The sequence below is a fragment of the Streptomyces sp. NPDC019443 genome (genome assembly GCF_044389785.1).
In the GTDB taxonomy this organism is placed as follows: domain Bacteria; phylum Actinomycetota; class Actinomycetes; order Streptomycetales; family Streptomycetaceae; genus Streptomyces.
Genome location: NZ_JBIRYJ010000010.1, coordinates 99231 through 115395 on the forward strand (window position 1 = coordinate 99231; position 16165 = coordinate 115395).

At 66.6% G+C, this 16165-nt stretch carries 12 protein-coding genes and 3 pseudogenes; 9 read left to right on the forward strand and 6 right to left on the reverse strand.

The features are described from left to right. The first annotated feature begins 567 nt into the window (after positions 1 to 567). Together fusA and ACH492_RS27515 are read left to right on the forward strand one after the other, a co-directional pair. Positions 568 to 2664: an elongation factor G gene (gene fusA, locus ACH492_RS27510; RefSeq protein WP_398990359.1), complete on the forward strand. Its 2097-nt coding sequence runs from the start codon at positions 568 to 570 to the stop codon at positions 2662 to 2664. 232 nt (positions 2665 to 2896) lie between these two features. Beyond that, entirely contained in the window at positions 2897 to 3751 is an 855-nt protein-coding gene (locus ACH492_RS27515; RefSeq protein ID WP_398990504.1) for a class I SAM-dependent methyltransferase, read from the forward strand. A gap of 206 nt (positions 3752 to 3957) precedes the next feature. On the opposite strand, the pseudogene ACH492_RS27520 reads toward ACH492_RS27515, so the two are convergent. After that, a pseudogene (locus tag ACH492_RS27520) lies at positions 3958 to 4326 on the reverse strand (transposase); the annotation flags it as partial. Between the two features lie 284 nt (positions 4327 to 4610). Here ACH492_RS27520 and ACH492_RS27525 point away from each other — a divergent pair. Then, a complete protein-coding gene (locus ACH492_RS27525) occupies positions 4611 to 5189 on the forward strand; it encodes a dienelactone hydrolase family protein (RefSeq protein ID WP_398990360.1) in 579 nt (192 codons plus the stop codon). A gap of 164 nt (positions 5190 to 5353) precedes the next feature. Further along, a pseudogene (locus ACH492_RS27530) lies at positions 5354 to 5698 on the forward strand (hypothetical protein); the annotation flags it as partial. A 146-nt stretch (positions 5699 to 5844) separates the two neighbouring features. Here the strand turns inward: ACH492_RS27530 and ACH492_RS27535 are convergent. Then, the gene (locus ACH492_RS27535; RefSeq protein ID WP_398990361.1) at positions 5845 to 6249 is read right to left on the reverse strand and encodes a carboxymuconolactone decarboxylase family protein; all 405 of its coding nucleotides are present in this window, start codon (positions 6247 to 6249) and stop codon (positions 5845 to 5847) included. Between the two features lie 769 nt (positions 6250 to 7018). Here ACH492_RS27535 and ACH492_RS27540 point away from each other — a divergent pair. After that, positions 7019 to 7870 carry an SAM-dependent methyltransferase gene (locus ACH492_RS27540; protein WP_398990362.1) on the forward strand — a complete coding sequence of 284 codons (852 nt, stop codon included), beginning with the start codon at positions 7019 to 7021 and terminating at the stop codon, positions 7868 to 7870. A 153-nt stretch (positions 7871 to 8023) separates the two neighbouring features. Here ACH492_RS27540 and ACH492_RS27545 read toward each other — a convergent pair whose 3' ends face one another. Both ACH492_RS27545 and ACH492_RS27550 read right to left on the reverse strand, forming a co-directional pair. Continuing rightward, positions 8024 to 8932: a nuclease gene (locus tag ACH492_RS27545; protein WP_398990363.1), complete on the reverse strand. Its 909-nt coding sequence runs from the start codon at positions 8930 to 8932 to the stop codon at positions 8024 to 8026. Positions 8933 to 9195: 263 nt separating this feature from the next. Continuing rightward, on the reverse strand, positions 9196 to 9585 hold the full coding sequence (locus ACH492_RS27550; RefSeq protein ID WP_398990364.1) for a hypothetical protein: 390 nt from the start codon (positions 9583 to 9585) through the stop codon (positions 9196 to 9198). Positions 9586 to 10191: 606 nt separating this feature from the next. Between ACH492_RS27550 and ACH492_RS27555 the strand changes: the two genes are divergently transcribed. From ACH492_RS27555 to ACH492_RS27570, 4 genes are read left to right on the forward strand one after another with little or no spacing between them, the layout of a single operon-like run. Next, positions 10192 to 10989: a cytochrome P450 gene (locus ACH492_RS27555; protein WP_398990365.1), complete on the forward strand. Its 798-nt coding sequence runs from the start codon at positions 10192 to 10194 to the stop codon at positions 10987 to 10989. A gap of 5 nt (positions 10990 to 10994) precedes the next feature. Continuing rightward, positions 10995 to 11657: a hypothetical protein gene (locus ACH492_RS27560; protein ID WP_398990366.1), complete on the forward strand. Its 663-nt coding sequence runs from the start codon at positions 10995 to 10997 to the stop codon at positions 11655 to 11657. Continuing rightward, the gene (locus tag ACH492_RS27565; protein ID WP_398990367.1) at positions 11654 to 12937 is read left to right on the forward strand and encodes a cytochrome P450; all 1284 of its coding nucleotides are present in this window, start codon (positions 11654 to 11656) and stop codon (positions 12935 to 12937) included. Before ACH492_RS27560 ends, ACH492_RS27565 begins: the two co-directional genes overlap by 4 nt. Next, positions 12934 to 13617 carry an SDR family oxidoreductase gene (locus ACH492_RS27570; protein WP_398990368.1) on the forward strand — a complete coding sequence of 228 codons (684 nt, stop codon included), beginning with the start codon at positions 12934 to 12936 and terminating at the stop codon, positions 13615 to 13617. Before ACH492_RS27565 ends, ACH492_RS27570 begins: the two co-directional genes overlap by 4 nt. A gap of 594 nt (positions 13618 to 14211) precedes the next feature. Here the strand turns inward: ACH492_RS27570 and ACH492_RS27575 are convergent. Beyond that, a pseudogene (locus tag ACH492_RS27575) lies at positions 14212 to 14367 on the reverse strand (NAD-dependent deacetylase); the annotation flags it as partial. Positions 14368 to 14377: 10 nt separating this feature from the next. After that, positions 14378 to 15742, reverse strand: coding sequence for a glutamate decarboxylase (locus ACH492_RS27580; RefSeq protein WP_398990369.1), 1365 nt, complete (start codon positions 15740 to 15742; stop codon positions 14378 to 14380). Positions 15743 to 16165 lie beyond the last annotated feature (423 nt).

Below are 16165 nucleotides of genomic sequence, written 5' to 3' on the forward strand. Positions count from 1 at the left end.
GCAGCCTCTGCTTCTCCTTGCCCACGACCTCATGTTGACCCACTCGCGAAGGTCGGGCGATACGCCGTGGGAGCGAAGCTCGAGCGACGGAGGCATGCCCCCAGAAGGACTCGTAGGAGTCCGGCCCGCTGTTTGCCCAGGCAAGCGCCGCCAGCGCATGCCGTCGAGCTGGGCGACCGGTTCTCCTCACCGGATCCCCTTGCCGGAAAAAAATGCGGTGCTCCGGCTACCCCCAGTTCCATACACTCGCCACGAATCGCGCGCTACGACATCGCAGCGCGCGCCTTGACGAGTGAGGGGAGCCGGCCGTGCGTCACCGCACCGCTGTCGTTGTTCCCCAGTCACGGTACGAGGTGATCCTGGTGTCTTCGCCTGTCCGGCGTCGGCTGCGCGGCCGGCGCTGGATCTCCGCGACGAACGCCTGACCCCTGTCTGTCCGGCCTCAACCAACGCCTCTGAACATCCCGAGGCGTTGCGCCGCCTGGGGGTTTGGGCGTGGCCTGAGTGCAGGTCTCCGTCCGGGGAATCGCGCTGACTTGCTGTCGGTCATTGCGAAAGGCCAGAGTTGTGCGCACCGAACACCTTCATTGCAACAATCCGCTGACCGGCGTCCGTAATCTGGGCATCCTCGCCCACGTTGACGCCGGCAAGACCACCGTCACTGAACGGATCCTGTATGTCACCGGCGCCACGTACAAGCGTGGCGAGGTCCATGATGGTACGACCGTCACCGACTTCGATTCTCAGGAGCGCGATCGTGGGATCACGATCTTTGCTGCTGCGGTGAGTTGTGACTGGGACGGCCACAGGGTCAATGTGATCGACACTCCTGGCCACGTTGATTTCTCCGATGAGGTGGAGCGCTCGCTGCGTGTGCTCGACGGCGCCATCGCGGTGTTCGACGCCGTTGCGGGTGTCGAGCCCCAGAGCGAGTCGGTGTGGCGGCAGGCCGACCGCTACGGGGTGCCACGGATCGCATTCGTCAACAAGCTGGACCGTGCCGGTGCCGACCTGGACCTGGCGGTCGAGTCGATCCGGGAGAGGTTGCACACGGTTCCGCTGGTGGTCCAGATGCCGATCGGCCAGGAGGACGGGTTCATCGGCGTGGTGGACCTGCTGCGTATGCGCTCGCGGGTCTGGTCCGACGGCTGCGACACCTTCGAGGACGGTCCGGTGCCGGAGACCTTGCGGGAAGAGGCATGCCGGCGGCGCCGGCTGCTCGAGGAGGCGGTGGCGGAACTCCACCCGGTCGCGTTGGAGGAATTCTGTGCAGAGTCGACGGTCTCCGCGCGGACACTGGCCGCCGCACTGCGCGATCTGACACTCGCCGGTGACGCCGTGGTGGTGCTGTGCGGTTCTGCCTACCGCAATCGTGGGATCGAGCCGCTGTTGGAGGCTGTCGTGGCCTATTTGCCCTCGCCACTGGATGTGCCGGCGGTGCGTGGCACCGTCGACGGCTCGGTGCAGGAGCGGGTCGCCGACCCGGCGGCGCCGTTCGCCGCACTGGTGTTCAAAGTGAACTCGACCGCCAGGGGGCGGCTGACCTATCTGCGGTTGTATTCGGGAACGATCGGCAAGGGAGAGGCGGTGTTGGATGTGGAGGCTCGGCGCACCGAGCGGATCGGCCGGATCCTGCGTGTGCAGGCCGACCGGCACGCGGAGGTGGAGCGGGCCGTGGCCGGGGACATCGTCGCAGTGGTCGGAGTGAAGGCGGCACGCACCGGCGCCACGCTCTGCACACCCGCAGCGCCGCTGATCCTCGAACCGCCGAGGGTGGCCGATCCGGTCGTCTCCGTGGCGGTGGAGGCCCGCAGGAGCATCGACACCGACCGGTTGGTGTCGGCGTTGGCACGACTGGTTGAGGAAGACCCTTCACTGACGGTCCGGACTGACCGTGAGACCGGTCAGACGGTGCTGTCGGGCATGGGCGAGCTGCATTTGGAGGTCGCGGCGGAGAAGATGCGTCGCGCCCATGGGCTGGATGTCAGCGTCGGCCGGCCGCAGGTGGCCTACCGGGAGACGGTCGCCCGCGGGGTGTCCGGGCTGGTGTACCGCCATGTCAAGCAGGACGGAGGCGCCGGCCAGTTCGCCCATGTCGTCCTGGATGCGGAGCCGTTGGACGCCGCAGGGCTTGACGGCAGCGGCAGCGCGGTTGACTTCGTTTTCCACTCGACCGTTGTTGGCGGACGTGTGCCGACGGAGTACGTCCGGGCGGTGGAGGCCGGGTGCCGGGATGCTCTGGCTGAGGGCCCCCTGGGCGGTCACCCGGTCACCGGGCTGCGGGTCACTCTGACGGACGGGGCAACCCATCCCAAGGATTCCTCGGAGATGGCGTTCCGTACTGCCGGTCGGCTCGCGTTGCGGGAGGCACTGCGCGCCTGCGCGATGGTGCTGCTGGAACCGGTGGCTGAGGTCACGGTCACTGTGCCCGACGACGCGGTGGGCGGGGTCCTCGGCGACCTGGCGGCACGGCGCGGCCGGATCTCGGGCTCGACCGCCCGGGCAGGCACAGCAGTGATCACCGCGACAGTGCCGCTGGCCGAGTTGTTCGGCTATGCCTCCCGGTTGCGTAGCCGAACCCAGGGCCGGGGCACCTTCACCAGCCGGGCCACCGGCTACGCCCCGGTACCAAGCCGCGCGCCCAACGGGATGCCGTCACGGTAGACCCCAGTGATGGCCCCGCCCGTGTACGGGCGGGGCCATCAATGTGACGGAGGCGGACGAACACTTCACGGCTCTTTCCTCGTCACAGGCGATGTCATGGAATGACTCAGTGCGTGTTTCTAATCTGCTCAGGCTGCGGCATCACAGGATGCCCAGGAAGTCGGAGGCGCCGCTGCCCGCGCGTCTCATACCATCGGCCCGCACCGACCCGTCGAGTATCACCAAGGACTTTGTGAATCACTCCGATCTCCGCGCCAAGGCCCCCTCGCTCGCGGCCAGCATGGCCGCCGCCTATCACAGCCCGGACATCCAGCTGTCCCAAACTCGCCACCGCGCCACGCTCGTGGCGAGCTGGCACATCGCGCCAGGCTCAACTGTCCTCGAACTGGGCTGCGGCCAGGGCGACATGACCGCCGTCCTCGCAGAGGCGGTTGGGCCCAAAGGGCGCGTGGTGGCCGTCGACGTGGCCGAACCCTCCTACGGGGCGCCGGTCACGCTCGGAGAATCGGCAGCCCGGCTCGCGGCGGGCCCTCTCGGGCCGCGCATCGACTTCCGCTTCGGCACCGACGTCCTCGACCCATCAGTCGACTTCCCCGAAAGTACCTTTGACCACGTGGTGCTCGCACATTGCTCCTGGTACTTCACATCGCTCGGACAACTGCGAGACACACTGGCCCGGGTACGGCCGTGGGCGCGGCGACTATGGTTCACCGAGTGGGACTTGACGCCTGCATCTGGCGACCAGCTGGCGCACCTCCTCGCCGTGCTGATCCAGGGGCAGACCGAGGCCGCAGGATCGCATGGCCAGGGCAACGTCCGCACGCCTTTCTCCCGTGAGGGGCTGCTGCGGCTCCTGCCTGAGGCCGGCTGGACGGCCGACGGCAGCAGGTCGGTCGATACCGAAGAGCTCCAGGACGGCGACTGGGAAATCGCTGCTTGCCTCGACCTGTCCGGAACGGAGGAGCGTCTGGCCGCGCTGCCCGAGCCGGTGCGACAGCTCGTCCTGAGCCAGGCCGACGTTCTCCGGGCCATCGCCAAGCCGCGCGGCAACCGCGCGCTCGCCGCGTATTCAGTCACCGCGCGCTGACATACGTCCCAGCGGCTGGCCGGTCAAAGTTCAGTGAGATCGGCCAGCCTTCGCCCACCTTCGCTTCCAGGCCGTGGGTGTGGAAGGTGTCCGGCGAGCCCTCGGCCGGGCCGAGGTGTCCGTGATCGAGGTCCAGCAGAGCATGTACGGCCTCCGCGTCGCCATGGGCGACGTGGAGGAAGAGGAGGAGTAAGGGGCGGTCAGCCGTCGGCCGGCGCCGGTTTCCTCGGCCGGCTGGGGGTGGCCCCCTTCAGTGCGAGGCGCCTGCTCATGAGGGTGATGGCGGCCCAGGTGATCAGGGTCTCGGAGTGCTGGATGAGCCGTTCGTAGTCCCTCGCGTGGCGGCGGGCGTGCATCATCCACGCGAGACTGCGTTCGACGACCCAGCGGCGGGGCAGCACGACGAAGCCGGAGGCGTCCTTGGGGCGGCTGACGGGCTTGATGGTGAGGTTGAGGTGCTGTTTCGCCCAGTCGACGAGCCTTCCGGCGTAGGCCGAGTCGGCCCACACGATTGTGACCTCGGGGTGCATCAGGCGCAGGCGGAAGAGGACTTCCTTGGCCGCCGCGGCGTCGTTCCGCGTGGACCGAGGAAACCGTCCAGCGGATCACCACCGAGAACACCACCCTCAAGCAGCGACTCCGCCAGATCACCGCAGAGAATCGCACCCTCGACGAGCAACTCAAGGCCGCCCGTTCCAACCTCCGCTTCCAGGACCGACGCGTCGCCGTCCTCGAAGCCCGCCTCACCGAACCGGGACCCACCAACCTGATCCTGTCCGGCCGGGCCCGCGGATGTCAGTGCTGCGGGCCATACTCATGCCGCGGCGCCGCTCGGGCACCGCAGCACGAGGGGAGCAACATGGCTGAGGTGCTGGTTTTCCACCATGGGCACGGGCTGACCGCCGGCGTTCGCGAGTTCGCCGAGCAGCTGCGACGGGCCGGACATACCGTCCACGTTCCAGACTTGTACGAGGGGCAGGTATTCGACAGCTTCGAGGAAGGCATCGGCTACGCCGAGAACGCTGGGTTCGACACGGTCACCGCGCGCGGAACTGCCGCCGCCGAGGGGCTGCCTGCAGAGCTCGTCTACATCGGGTTCTCGCTCGGCGTCCTGCCGGCGCAGAAGCTGGCCCAGACCCGCCCCAATGCAAAGGGCGCACTGCTGCTCGAGGCATGCGTCCCGGTCTCGGAGTTCGGCGGAACCTGGCCCCAGGACGTCCCGGTCCAGATCCACGGCATGGACGCAGATCCATTCTTCGCCGGGGAGGGTGATGTCGACGCTGCCCGCGCGATCGTCGGGGCGGCTGCCGATGCCGAGCTGTTCCTCTACTCCGGCGACAGGCACCTGTTCACCGACAGCAGCCTCCCGTCCTACGACGAACAGGCCGCAACGCAGGTCAACCATCGGGTGCTCGACTTCCTCGACCGCATCAAGTAGGGGCATCAACAACCTGATCTTGTCCGGCTGACGACCTCGCGGCCCGTCCACCGTTCCTGCGGACGGGCCGTCCCACGAGGCCACCCGGACGAGCTACAGCGACGATCCCAACTCGCCGTCACGGACATGTAGTCTATGAATCGTCGCAGTTCAGAGCCGGTATCCGAGCCGTCAAGAACGCCCGCGACGGCCACCTCCTTATCGCCCGACTCGACGCGGCCGCCAGGATCCGCTTCCTGCTGGGGTTCTTGTTCGCCCTCAGCAATCGTCCGCGCCCCTATGACAAGTACCTGGAGTGCGAACTGGAGAGGTTTCCTCTGCCGGAATGGGAAACGACAGCTCTGCTCAACACAATCGGGCGGATCACGGAGACCGCCGACACGAACCTGCAACGACAGCTTTTCACCCAGGTCGAAGCCGCAGCACGAGAAGCCGGTCACGGGCCCACCCTGGATGGCTGGACTGAGGATCTGCTGCTGATGCGCCCCGGTTTCGACAGCCAGCCGTGAAAACGCCGGCGCCCTCACCTTCAATGACAACTGCCATCACGCCACCAGGCCGTAGTGCGGATAATCGTCGCCCATCGCCTTGAACGCGACATCGGGTCGCCGCAGCAGATCCGGACCCGGCTACGGACAACGGATGGAGGAACCGTTCACTCCGTAACCGGCAGTAACCCGCGTTCGGCGAAGACCCTCTTGGCGACGAACGTTGCGTTGAGAGCCTTGGGCATGCCGCAGTAGACGGCGGAGTGCAGCAAGGCCTCAACGATTTCGTTGGCTGTCAGGCCGACGTTGAGTGCGGCGTTGACATGGACCTCCAGCTGGGGCTCGCAGCCACCGAGGGCGGTGAGGATGCCGAGCGTGACCAGCTGGCGGTCGCGGGGCGCGAGACCCGGGCGGTCGTATATGTCGCCGAATGCCCAGGCGACGACCTGATGGCCCAGTTCGGGCGAGACATCGGCCAGCGAGTCGATGACACGTTGGCCCGCTTCGCCGTCGACGGCGGCAAGCACCTTCATACCGCGCTCGAAGCGGTCTTGCCTGGTCTCGGCCGGCATGCGCACTCCTTGTTTCGGCTTGTTCAGCGGGCAGGGCGTCCTGGTGATAGATCCGTTGCTGGCTGCGATTGGACGATAGGGCTTGGAGAGCGCTCGAAGTCAAGGCCGATCCAGCTCGGGAGCATGCTGGGGAGAGCATTGGGGCCGTCGGTGGGGCGGGTGGTGCTGCAGCCCGGGCGGCACCTACGGGGGAGTGACGACCCCAGGGGGGTCCCGGCCGATGCCGGGCTCCTGCGGTCAAGCCCAGATCGTTGCCGTGTACCGCCGTTGAGCCGGTCCTGTTCCGTAAGCTCCGCGCGGCTTGAGGCACGTGCGGGGGGCGAGAGTCGATCGAAGGACGACAGCGGATCATCCTCAGTCTGCGAAGCGGGATCAGAGGTCGCTCTCATGGATGTGACGAACGAGTCGAGGACTCCCGGCTTGGAGCCATTGGGCCCTTCCCGGTTCGCCCGCCTGCTCCTGGCTACGCCGGGCAGGCGGGCGTCCAATGGCGGTGGCGTCCGTCAACGGGGAGAACGCCTCGGCCTCGCGGCGACCGCTCTATGGCGAACTCGCCGACACCCAGTTCCTCACCGCCGCCGTTGACCGACTCCAGGCGCCGCACATCGTCGGCGGACCGGGAACTGCTGGAGTGCGGCCGCCAACGTCCCTTACTGGCCTGCTCGTTGATCGCTCGGGCAATCACTCCATCGGGATGTTGACCAGAGGGTAGCCTCGCCATGACGGAGCCAGGTCCTTGTGCCCTTGCGGGAGAAGCGGAGTGCGCGCTGTGGTCAGTGACAATCGGTCCGAGGTGACCTCGATACCCTTCGACGTGCCGACTTCGGCGCGGGCCTATGGCTGGATGCTGGGGGGCAAGGACAACTACGACATCGACCGGGAGTTCCTCCTCTCCACCCTGCCGGACTTCCCCGAGTGTGTGGACATTGCCAGACAGAACCGCCAGTTCCTGTACCGGGCAGTGCGCTACCTGGCGCGGGAGGCGGGGATACGCCAATTCATCGACATGGGGTGCGGGTTGCCCACTGACAACAATGTGCACCAGGTCGCCCAGCTCTTCGCGCCGGAGGCCCGCGTCGTCTATGTCGACATCGACCCGATCGTGCTGGCGCACGGCCAGGCGCTGCTGGCCGACGACGCCACCACCGCGGTGATCACCGGCGATATGCGCGACCAGCAGGCCATCCTCGACCATCCCGATGTGGACCGGCTGATCGACTTCAGTGAGCCGGTGGCTGTGCTGTTCCTGTCGGTGGTGCACCACCTCAGCGATGCCGACACTCCCCGCCGGGTCCTTCGGACGATCATCGACCAGGCAGCACCGGGCAGCTACTTGGGCCTGTCGCAGGTCGTCTCCGACGACCCGGCCACGTGCTCGGAAATGACCGCGCACATTTCTGGGCGCGGCATCCCCTGGCAGACCCGCACCCCCGCCGAACTTGACGGCTTCCTGGACGGGCTGGAGCCGGTGGAGCCGGGGTTGGTGAACCTGGCGGACTGGCGCCCTGACCCCGACCAGCCGTCGCTTGCCCCGGTGGACGCGGCCCTGACCTCCTACCTCGGCGCCACCAAGCTGAACCAGCGCGTTTACGAGTACGGCGGGGTGCTCCGCACGTCTTGAGCTCGGGTGACATGGCGATCGGGGTACGGCCTGTCATGCCTCCGCAGTTCGCCGAGGCGCGCTTCCTCCTTCGGCTGCTCGCCGCCCGCTTCGGCACCTGCAGAGTCGCGGCGCCGGACCAGCGGCCGGCAGCCACCGCTCTCGCAAAGCACTCTAGTCGGCGCCCACCAGCCTCGGAGATGGCCGCAGATTCAGCCTTGCCACCGCCTCCTGTACATCCTGCGGCCACAGCCACAGCCGATAGACCGGCGGCACCTCGAAGTAGTTCTCCGGCCCGTGCAGCACCCGGTCGCGCATGTCCACGCAGTACCGGCTCCGCCACGCGAACAGCTCGGGCGGAGTCAAGGGCCGTCCCTCGACCTTCTTCTTGGTGATGTCGTGGAGCTTTTCGACCGCGCGGTACTCGTACGCCAGCAGCGTCTCGTCCGACGCCCAGATGCCCTGCCCCTCCGCCACCGCCTTGTCGCCCGCGGCCAGCAGCAGCGGAAGGTCCAGCTCGCCCGGGATCGATGGGTAGATGATGAAGGGCGCCGCCCAACCCGCCGCGATCAGGTCGAGGTTGAAGGTCGAGCGCTCCTCCCTCGGCATCGTCTTGCGTTCCTGCGCCGAGAAGTTGGGGGCTATGTACGCCAGCAGGCGGTGGTTGTCATCGAACGGGGCGTCCGCCGTGTGGATGAACAGGCTCCGCGGGCGGCCGTTGGGGCGGGCCAGTCGTCTGGCGATGTTCTCCTTCGAGAAGTCGGACGCCTCCGTGCCCTGCTGGAAGTGCAGGCTGCCCGCGCGGCCCGTTTCCAGCTTCGGGAGGAGAAAGTCCGCGAGCCCAGGAGAGATCGGGGCGTCGCCCTGGCGGATCCACTCGGCGAGTTGCGAGAACTCCGCGTCGATCACCGCCGCCCGTTCCGCCGAGCCCGCCGTCACCTCAGGGGTGTCGACGGAGAGCATACGGATCGGCATCCGAATGTTCGGGGTGTCGCCGTCGTGGACGTCTGCCAGTGCGCGTGAGCCCAGCGACGGCAGCGTGGCACCGGCGGGTGACCACAGGATCTGTACGGGATCGATCACGAGGGACTCCCTCCGACTCGCGACCGCGGGAACAGGTCCAGCTCAACGAGGACCAGGACCCTTTGTGATCGTCAGTCAGTTGAATGGTGGAGTTCTACGGCTGCGACATGGCCGCGCTGCCAGCATCACGCGACAGGGACCGGCCCGCAAGCCGGAGTTCCTGCTTCCGTATAAAAAGTCCCCGGCACCTAATAGACGGCCGGGGTATTCATCTTCATACATCGGGTGGTTGTAACCTCATGCATTTAGCGCGCATGAAGAGGTCAACCGGGGACGGTGTATCGCGTCAGGGGCTGAATCGTCAATCGCGGAATTTTCAGAATGAACAGCAATTCGTCTCCCTTGTCCACGAATGCCTCGATGCACTCCGGGCGCAGGCCGAAGCGTCCGTCCGTACCGCGACCGGCCAGGTCGGCACCGGTCTTCAGGCCCGCGTCGGCAAGGAGATCGCCACCAGCCCCGGCGTGCACGCCGCTATCGACGCAGTCCGGCCCTCCCCGCTGCCCGCTCCCGAACTCCCGCCGGTGCCCCTGAAACCGCGGGGACGAGTACGTTGACCTGGGATTATCGCCCATGCGCTGCTGCGCTGTCCGGCCGATGCCCGCGACGCCACTGAAACCACGCGGCCGGGTGCGCTGAGCCGACGACGTCACGGTGGAGCGCCTGTCCATTGCGGACGAGAAACGACTCACCCGTTCGGAGTAATCCGGTTGTGCCCCAAGTCGCACATCACCCGATTGGAGTGGTCAATGGTGGTGAGTTGACGCGAGATCTCCGTTCCACCTTCAAGGGGCACCTCCGCCCCATGGACAAGGAAAGGACTGGACGGGCCACAACTACCGTCACCGCGAGGGGTTGATGCCATGGGAACCATCGGCTCCACTGACGCCCTTGCAGATGTTCACGCCGGCGACCCGTATCCCGTGTATGAACGACTGCGTGAGACGGAACCGGTGTACCTGTTCCGGACCGGCTCCTACGTGCTGACCCGTTACACGGACTGTCAGCGTGTTCTGGTCGAACGGGAGTGCTTTCGGGCGCCGGGCGGCCACGGGCCCTCCGGCCGGACAGTGCACCATCCGACGCCTGTTCTGTCGCGTGTCATGAGCTCACAGAACCCACCCCGGCACACCAGAATGCGTACCGCGGTGGCCAGGCGATTTGTCGAGCATGTGCGACGTCAGCAGCCGTGGCTCAGCAGGCTCTGCGACCAACTGCTCGAACCTGTGGTCGAGACCCTCCATAACGGGGAGGCCGACATGACCGCACTTGCCGAGGCATTTCCCCGCGACACGATCATGCACTTGCTCGGGTTGTTCCCGGGTGATCGAGACCTTGTGTCGATGCTCGTCGCCGACATCTTTCCCACCTCTGGGCCCTTGCCCGGACAGGACCGTGCTGGTGCTGCGGCGATGCGGCTGCTCACCGACTACCTCCAGGGGGAAGTGGTTCGCCGGCGCCGCGCACCTGGCGATGATCTGATGTCCGAACTCGTCCGTGCGCACACCGACTGCCCTGAGGCTCTGCCTCATGACGAACTGATCAGTGTTCTCACCGGACTCATGGTCGCCGGGTACCCGCAGATAGCTGCGGGGATCGAGACCGGGGTCGTTCTGATGATGCGCCACCCGGACCGGGCGGTCTTCCTCGACGACCCCGTCCGCGCCCGGCTGTTCGTCGATGAGGTGCTCCGCTACGACGCGCCCGTACAGTTCACCCCCGCCCCCCGAGTCCCCACGAAAGCGGTGGTCTTCAGCGGAGTGACGATACCGGCGGGGGCACAGGTCTGGCCGGTGCTGGGTGCCGCCAACCGGGATCCCGGAGTGTTCTCACAGCCGGATGAGTTCAGGCCGGGGCGCGACGGCCCACGTCACCTGAGCTTCGGCGGAGGTGCGCACTACTGCCTGGGCGCCGAACTGGTGTACCTGGAGATGTCGATGCTGCTCCGGCGGCTGCGGCACCGTCTTCCGGATCTCGCGCCGGCACAGCCCCCTTGTCAGCGGTTCGGGCGGCTACGCGGTTTCACGTCTGTTCCTGTCATACGTGGGGAGCGCTGATCGTGATGAACGGTAGTGATCCCAATGAACACGCGGACAGCGTGCATGTCTTCGTGGAGAGTGCCCCTTGCTCCACGTTCCTCGACGCCGCTGTTCGTGTCTATGAAGCGATCAGGCCGGGCTTCCCCTACTCGTGCTTCGGTGTGCTGGTCGGCTCCATGCGTGGCGAAAATGCACGCATCGAGCGCGTCGAGTTCGGCCGTAATGTCCGGGCCACCGACAGTGCGGCCCTGGGGGAGTTCTCCGAATCCATAGTGCCCTGTTTCGGAACGGCTTATAAAAACCCCCATCGCGGATACTGGTGCGATTCCACCGACCTGCTTCGTATCATGCGGGACGCCGAAGTCGACGAGCTTGACATCCTCGGGTCCATACACCTGCATCCCGACTGGCACAACATCGACTCACCGGGCGGCAAAGGGCTACCGCTGAGCGAGCACCCGACGCGGATGGACAAGTATGCCTTCGCCAATACCGGGTGGCCAGTCAATCTCATTTGTTACCTGGAGCGCCGGAACCGCAGCATCTATCACTCGTGGGGCGCCTGGACCCCACGTACCTCTGATCCCTCGAACCCGCATTGTGACGCGTTGCCAGTGCGCCTGGCCCTGCCCGCTCATGCACGAGTCCGCCGGACACAGACTCCGCGGTACATGGAGGGCCCGTGAATTCAGAACAGGCCGACAACACCGTCAACTTCCGCATGCCACCCGAGCGTATGGCCCCCGACGGTGCCACCGATCTCATGGAGCAGAAGAATTACGTCAACGCCCCGTATCCGCTGCTCGCGCAGCTGCGGGCCGAAGGGCCTGTACGGCGCGTGATGTTCGCCGGTGTTCCCGTGTGGCTCGTCACGCGCCATGAGGACATCCGGGCAGCGAGCAAGGATCCACAGTTGAGCAACGATCCGCGGCGCGGTAACAGGGCCGTGCAGTCTGCTCCGTGGGCTTTCGCCACCGAGACCTACACCGTCACGCGCAACATGCTCCGCTGCGACCCTCCGGACCACACCAGGCTTCGTGCACTGGTGGCAGGTGAGTTCACCCCGGGCCGCATCGAAGCCCTGCGTCCACGCATCCAGGAGATCACGAACGATCTCATTTCCCGGTTCCTTCCGCTGGGACGCTTCGATGTCATCACCGACTTCGCGAAGCGTCTGCCGCTCACGGTCATTTCGGAAGTGCTGGGCGTGCCTGCCGAGGGACGGGACACCTTCGCGCGGCTTGCGGGCGTCTACGTCGAGATGAGCGAGGGCGACCACAGCCGCATGCCTCATGCCGCCTCCGAGATGCGGGACTACCTCAGCGGACTCCTGAGAGCGAAGAGGGAGTCACCCACCGGCTCCGACGACCTGCTGGGACGACTCCTCGAGGCCGATATCAAGGAGGACGAGGTGATCAGCATGTCCTTCCTCCTCCTGGTGGCCGGATTCGAGACGACCGCGAATCTCATCGGCAGTGGGGTACTGGCACTGCTGGAGCACCCCGGGCAGCTGGACATGCTCCGGAAGGACCCGCACCTCATGGGGCAGGCGATCGAGGAAATCCTGCGCTACAACGGCCCCATCAAAATGGCGCCCGTACTGCGGATCACGACCTGCGACATGCAGATCGGAGACGTTACCGTTCCCGGGGGCGGAGAGGCTGTACTGCTGTCCTACGGCGCCGGCAACCGGGATCCGGACCGCTTCGCCGAGCCCGACCGGTTCGACATCCTCCGCGACAGCCGAGGACACCTCGCGTTCGGGCACGGGATCCACCACTGTCTGGGCGCGCCGCTCGGCAAAGTAGAAGGCGCGATCGCACTCCTCGCCCTCCTGGAACGCTGCGACGAACTTGCCCTCGCTGTCGATCCCTCCGAACTGACCTGGGGACACAGCCGGTTCATGCGTGGACTGACAAGCCTGCCGGTCACCTTCCGGCCCGTTCCGCGAGGTACTACGCCATGACAACTCCACGACCGCGCGCACTCGTGACAGGAGCCTCCCGCGGCATCGGGGCGGCCATCGCCCGCGCACTTGCGCCCACATACGATGTGCTCCTCGGCGGCCGCGATGCCCGGTCACTCGAGGTGCTCGCGCGCGACCTGCCAGGAAGGGCCCGTCCATGGGTGGCCGATCTGGCACACCCCGGCCAACTCGCCCAGGCCACGGGGGATATCGACCGTCTCGACGTGCTCGTGCACAATGCCGCCGTCGCCGAGCCCGGCACGATCGCCGATGCCTCACTGGACGTGTGGCAGCGAATCTTCGCGGTCAACCTCTTCTCGGCCGCCGAACTCACTCGGTTGCTCCTGCCATCGCTCCGCCACGGTCGAGGACACGTGGTTCTGATCAACGCGGGATCCGGACTCCGGATCAAGTCGAACCGTGGTCCCTATGCCGCCAGCAAATACGCGTTGCGAGCGTTCGCGGACGCCCTTCAGACCGAAGAGAAGTCCAACGGAGTCCGAGTGACTTCGATCCACCCGGGCCCGACCGACACCGAGCTGCAGCGGAAGGCAGCCGAACGGGCGGGCCACGAGTACCGCCCGGAGCAGTTCCTGCGGCCGGAGTCGGTGGCGGCCATCGTGCTGAACGCGGTACGGGCGCCTGCAGACGCGACCGTGACCAACACCGTCATCGATTGAACACTGCCCCTCAGTCGGCAGAAACAATGCGATGACGAACTGCCTCAACCGTTGACGTAGGGCTGGCCGCGCTGCGGCGATGGCGTTGGTGACGTTATGGCGACCGTAGATGTGACCGAGCACCACGTTCCCCTCCCGGTCGGCGTGCCGGAGAACGAACGTGGGGTGCCCGTCCGGGCTGACGCTGATACAGCAGGGCAGCGTCGCGGCCTGGGTGCTCGCTCACCCTGGCTCGCAGCTCCAGATTGCCGCCTTCTTCTGCGGCATGCCGGGCTTGCTTGTTGCCTTCTCCACGGTGCGGCATGTCGGAGTCCCAGCACTCCGCCGTAGTGCGGCTGCCTCGGCGGCAACGTCCTCGGTAGCGCATTGGGCTCGGCACGCCAGGTCGCGCTGTCGCGCCGCATGCGCCAGGACCGGCGGCGGATCTCCGGGTCGGCCATGCAGTAGCCGTACGTGACCAGCTTCTCGGCTTCCGGGTCGCGCCGCCACAGGCCGTTCGGCCCGTGGTAGTCGGGGATGCCGGAGTCGTAAGGCAGTTATGGATGTACACGCACACGTGAACTTCGAAGCGGGAGCGCTTGGCGAGTTGAGCGAAAGGAGCTCGGGCAGGGCGGTGCCGATGGGCTCGGGGACCACCTCGTCGGCTCGGTCGTCGTACGGTGTGGGTTCGGCGTTGACGATGATCAGACGCGCGCCGTGGTCGGCTGTCAGGCCCGCGAGCCCGGCGGCAGGCTGTACCTGGAGGCGGTGGTTGCGGGCGTCAGTAGCCGGTGCCGCGGTGGACCTGGGCCCGCTCGACCTCGGTGGTCGCACCCTTGTGGTCCAAGGTGCTACACGCGTCGGCGATGTCCTGGGTCAGGCGCTCGATCTGCTCGCGGCTCAGGGTCTCCTTGACCAGGGCACGCAGGATTTTCACCCGCTCGGCGTTGGGCGGGAGCGTGTAGGACGGCACCATCCAGCCGCGCTCAGCAGAGAGCTGCCAGGCGATGTCGGACTCGTCGTAGGCGTGCTTGCCGGCGAGGCGGAAAGCGACCAGTGGCAGCTGTTCGAGGTCGCTGCCGATCACTTCGAAGTGGCCGCTGCTCCGCAGGTTGTCCGCCAATGCGCCGGCGTTCTTCTGCATCGTCTCCATGACGTAGGTGTAGCCTTGGCGACCCAGCCGCACGAAGTTGTAGTACTGGGCGAGCACCATCGACGCGCCGGTCGAGAAGTTCAGCGTGAACGTCGCGTCGGTCTTGCCCAAGTAGTTCTCGTAGAACACGAGGTTCTCGGCCAGGTCGGACTCCTCGCGGAAGACCAGCCAGCCGATGCCGGGGTAGACCAGGCCGTACTTGTGTCCCGAGACGTTGATCGAGCGGACCTGCTCGAGCCGGAAGTCCCATTTCGAGTCCGGGTAGAGGAAGGGCCACACGAAGCCGCCGCTGGCGCCGTCAACGTGGATCGGGATGTCGAGGTCGCGCTCCTTGCGGATGTCCCGCAGGAGCTTGTCGATCCCGACGACGTCGTCCTTGTGGCCGGTGAACGTGGTGCCGAGGACGGCGACGACGCCGATCGTGTTCTCGTCGAGGTGGGGCTCCACGTCCTCCGGGCCGATCGTGTACTTGTCCTCGGCGAGCGGCACGATCCGCGGCTCGACGTCGAAGTAGCGGCAGAACTTCTCCCACACGACGTGGACGTCGCCGCCGAAGACCAGGTTGGGCCGGTCGACAGACAAGTTGGCCGCTTGGCGGCGCTCCCGCCACTTCCACTTCAGCGACAGCGCGCCGAGCATGATCGCCTCGGACGAGCCCTGGGTCCGACATCCGATGGTCTTGCCCGGCGCGTGGAAGAGGTCGGCGAGCATGCGCACGCAGCGCCGCTCGATCTCGGCGGAGATGGGGTACTCCGCGTGGTCGATGAAGTTGCGGTGGAGGTTCTCGGCGATGATCCGTTGCGCCTCCGGCTCCATCCAGGTGGTGACAAACGTGGCGAGGTTGCGCTGCGGGTCGCCCTCCATGACGAGGTCCTCATCCAGCAGCCTCATGGCGTCCGTCGCGGTCATGCCCTCCTCGGGGAATTTCTCCGAGGGAGCGGGCGCGGTCAGGAAACGGTTGCCGAACAGAGCCGCGACGTCACTCTTACTCATGCCGACGACTCAACCACGTCCGGAGCGGGAGCCATGCTCAGAACCTGTGGACCGGTCTCAGCATGCACGCGATCGGCGTACCTTCCCGAGTGATCGACTCAAGTCACCAGTCCGGGAGCGGCGAGTTGTGGAGACTCAGCGGCACGGACCTGCGAAGTGGCGATGGGGCGACGATGCCTGATCCGGGGCGGACTCCGGGATCGGGCACGGACCGTCGGCCGGGACATCGGCGCGGAGGCGTGGGCCGACCCGGTGGCCGATCCCGGTATTCCACGAAGGAAGCGCGCGGTGCTCCGACAAAGCCGGTTGACTCCCACCTGTCGCCCGGCGATCGAGGAGGGAAGCGGCTGTGACGGACGACGAGATCCTCCTCGGCATCGCTTTGACGCTGGTGCTCGCCACCGGATCGCAGATCCTCCTGAG

Excerpts from the sequence above, each read along its gene's own strand:
- ACH492_RS27580 (WP_398990369.1), bottom strand. The coding sequence starts at position 15,742 with ATGAGTAAGAGTGACGTCGCGGCTCTGTTCGGCAACCGTTTCCTGACC.
- ACH492_RS27525 (WP_398990360.1), top strand. The coding sequence starts at position 4,611 with ATGGCTGAGGTGCTGGTTTTCCACCATGGGCACGGGCTGACCGCCGGC.
- ACH492_RS27570 (WP_398990368.1), top strand. The coding sequence starts at position 12,934 with ATGACAACTCCACGACCGCGCGCACTCGTGACAGGAGCCTCCCGCGGC.
- ACH492_RS27535 (WP_398990361.1), bottom strand. The coding sequence starts at position 6,249 with ATGCCGGCCGAGACCAGGCAAGACCGCTTCGAGCGCGGTATGAAGGTG.
- ACH492_RS27560 (WP_398990366.1), top strand. The coding sequence starts at position 10,995 with ATGAACGGTAGTGATCCCAATGAACACGCGGACAGCGTGCATGTCTTC.
- ACH492_RS27555 (WP_398990365.1), top strand. The coding sequence starts at position 10,192 with ATGACCGCACTTGCCGAGGCATTTCCCCGCGACACGATCATGCACTTG.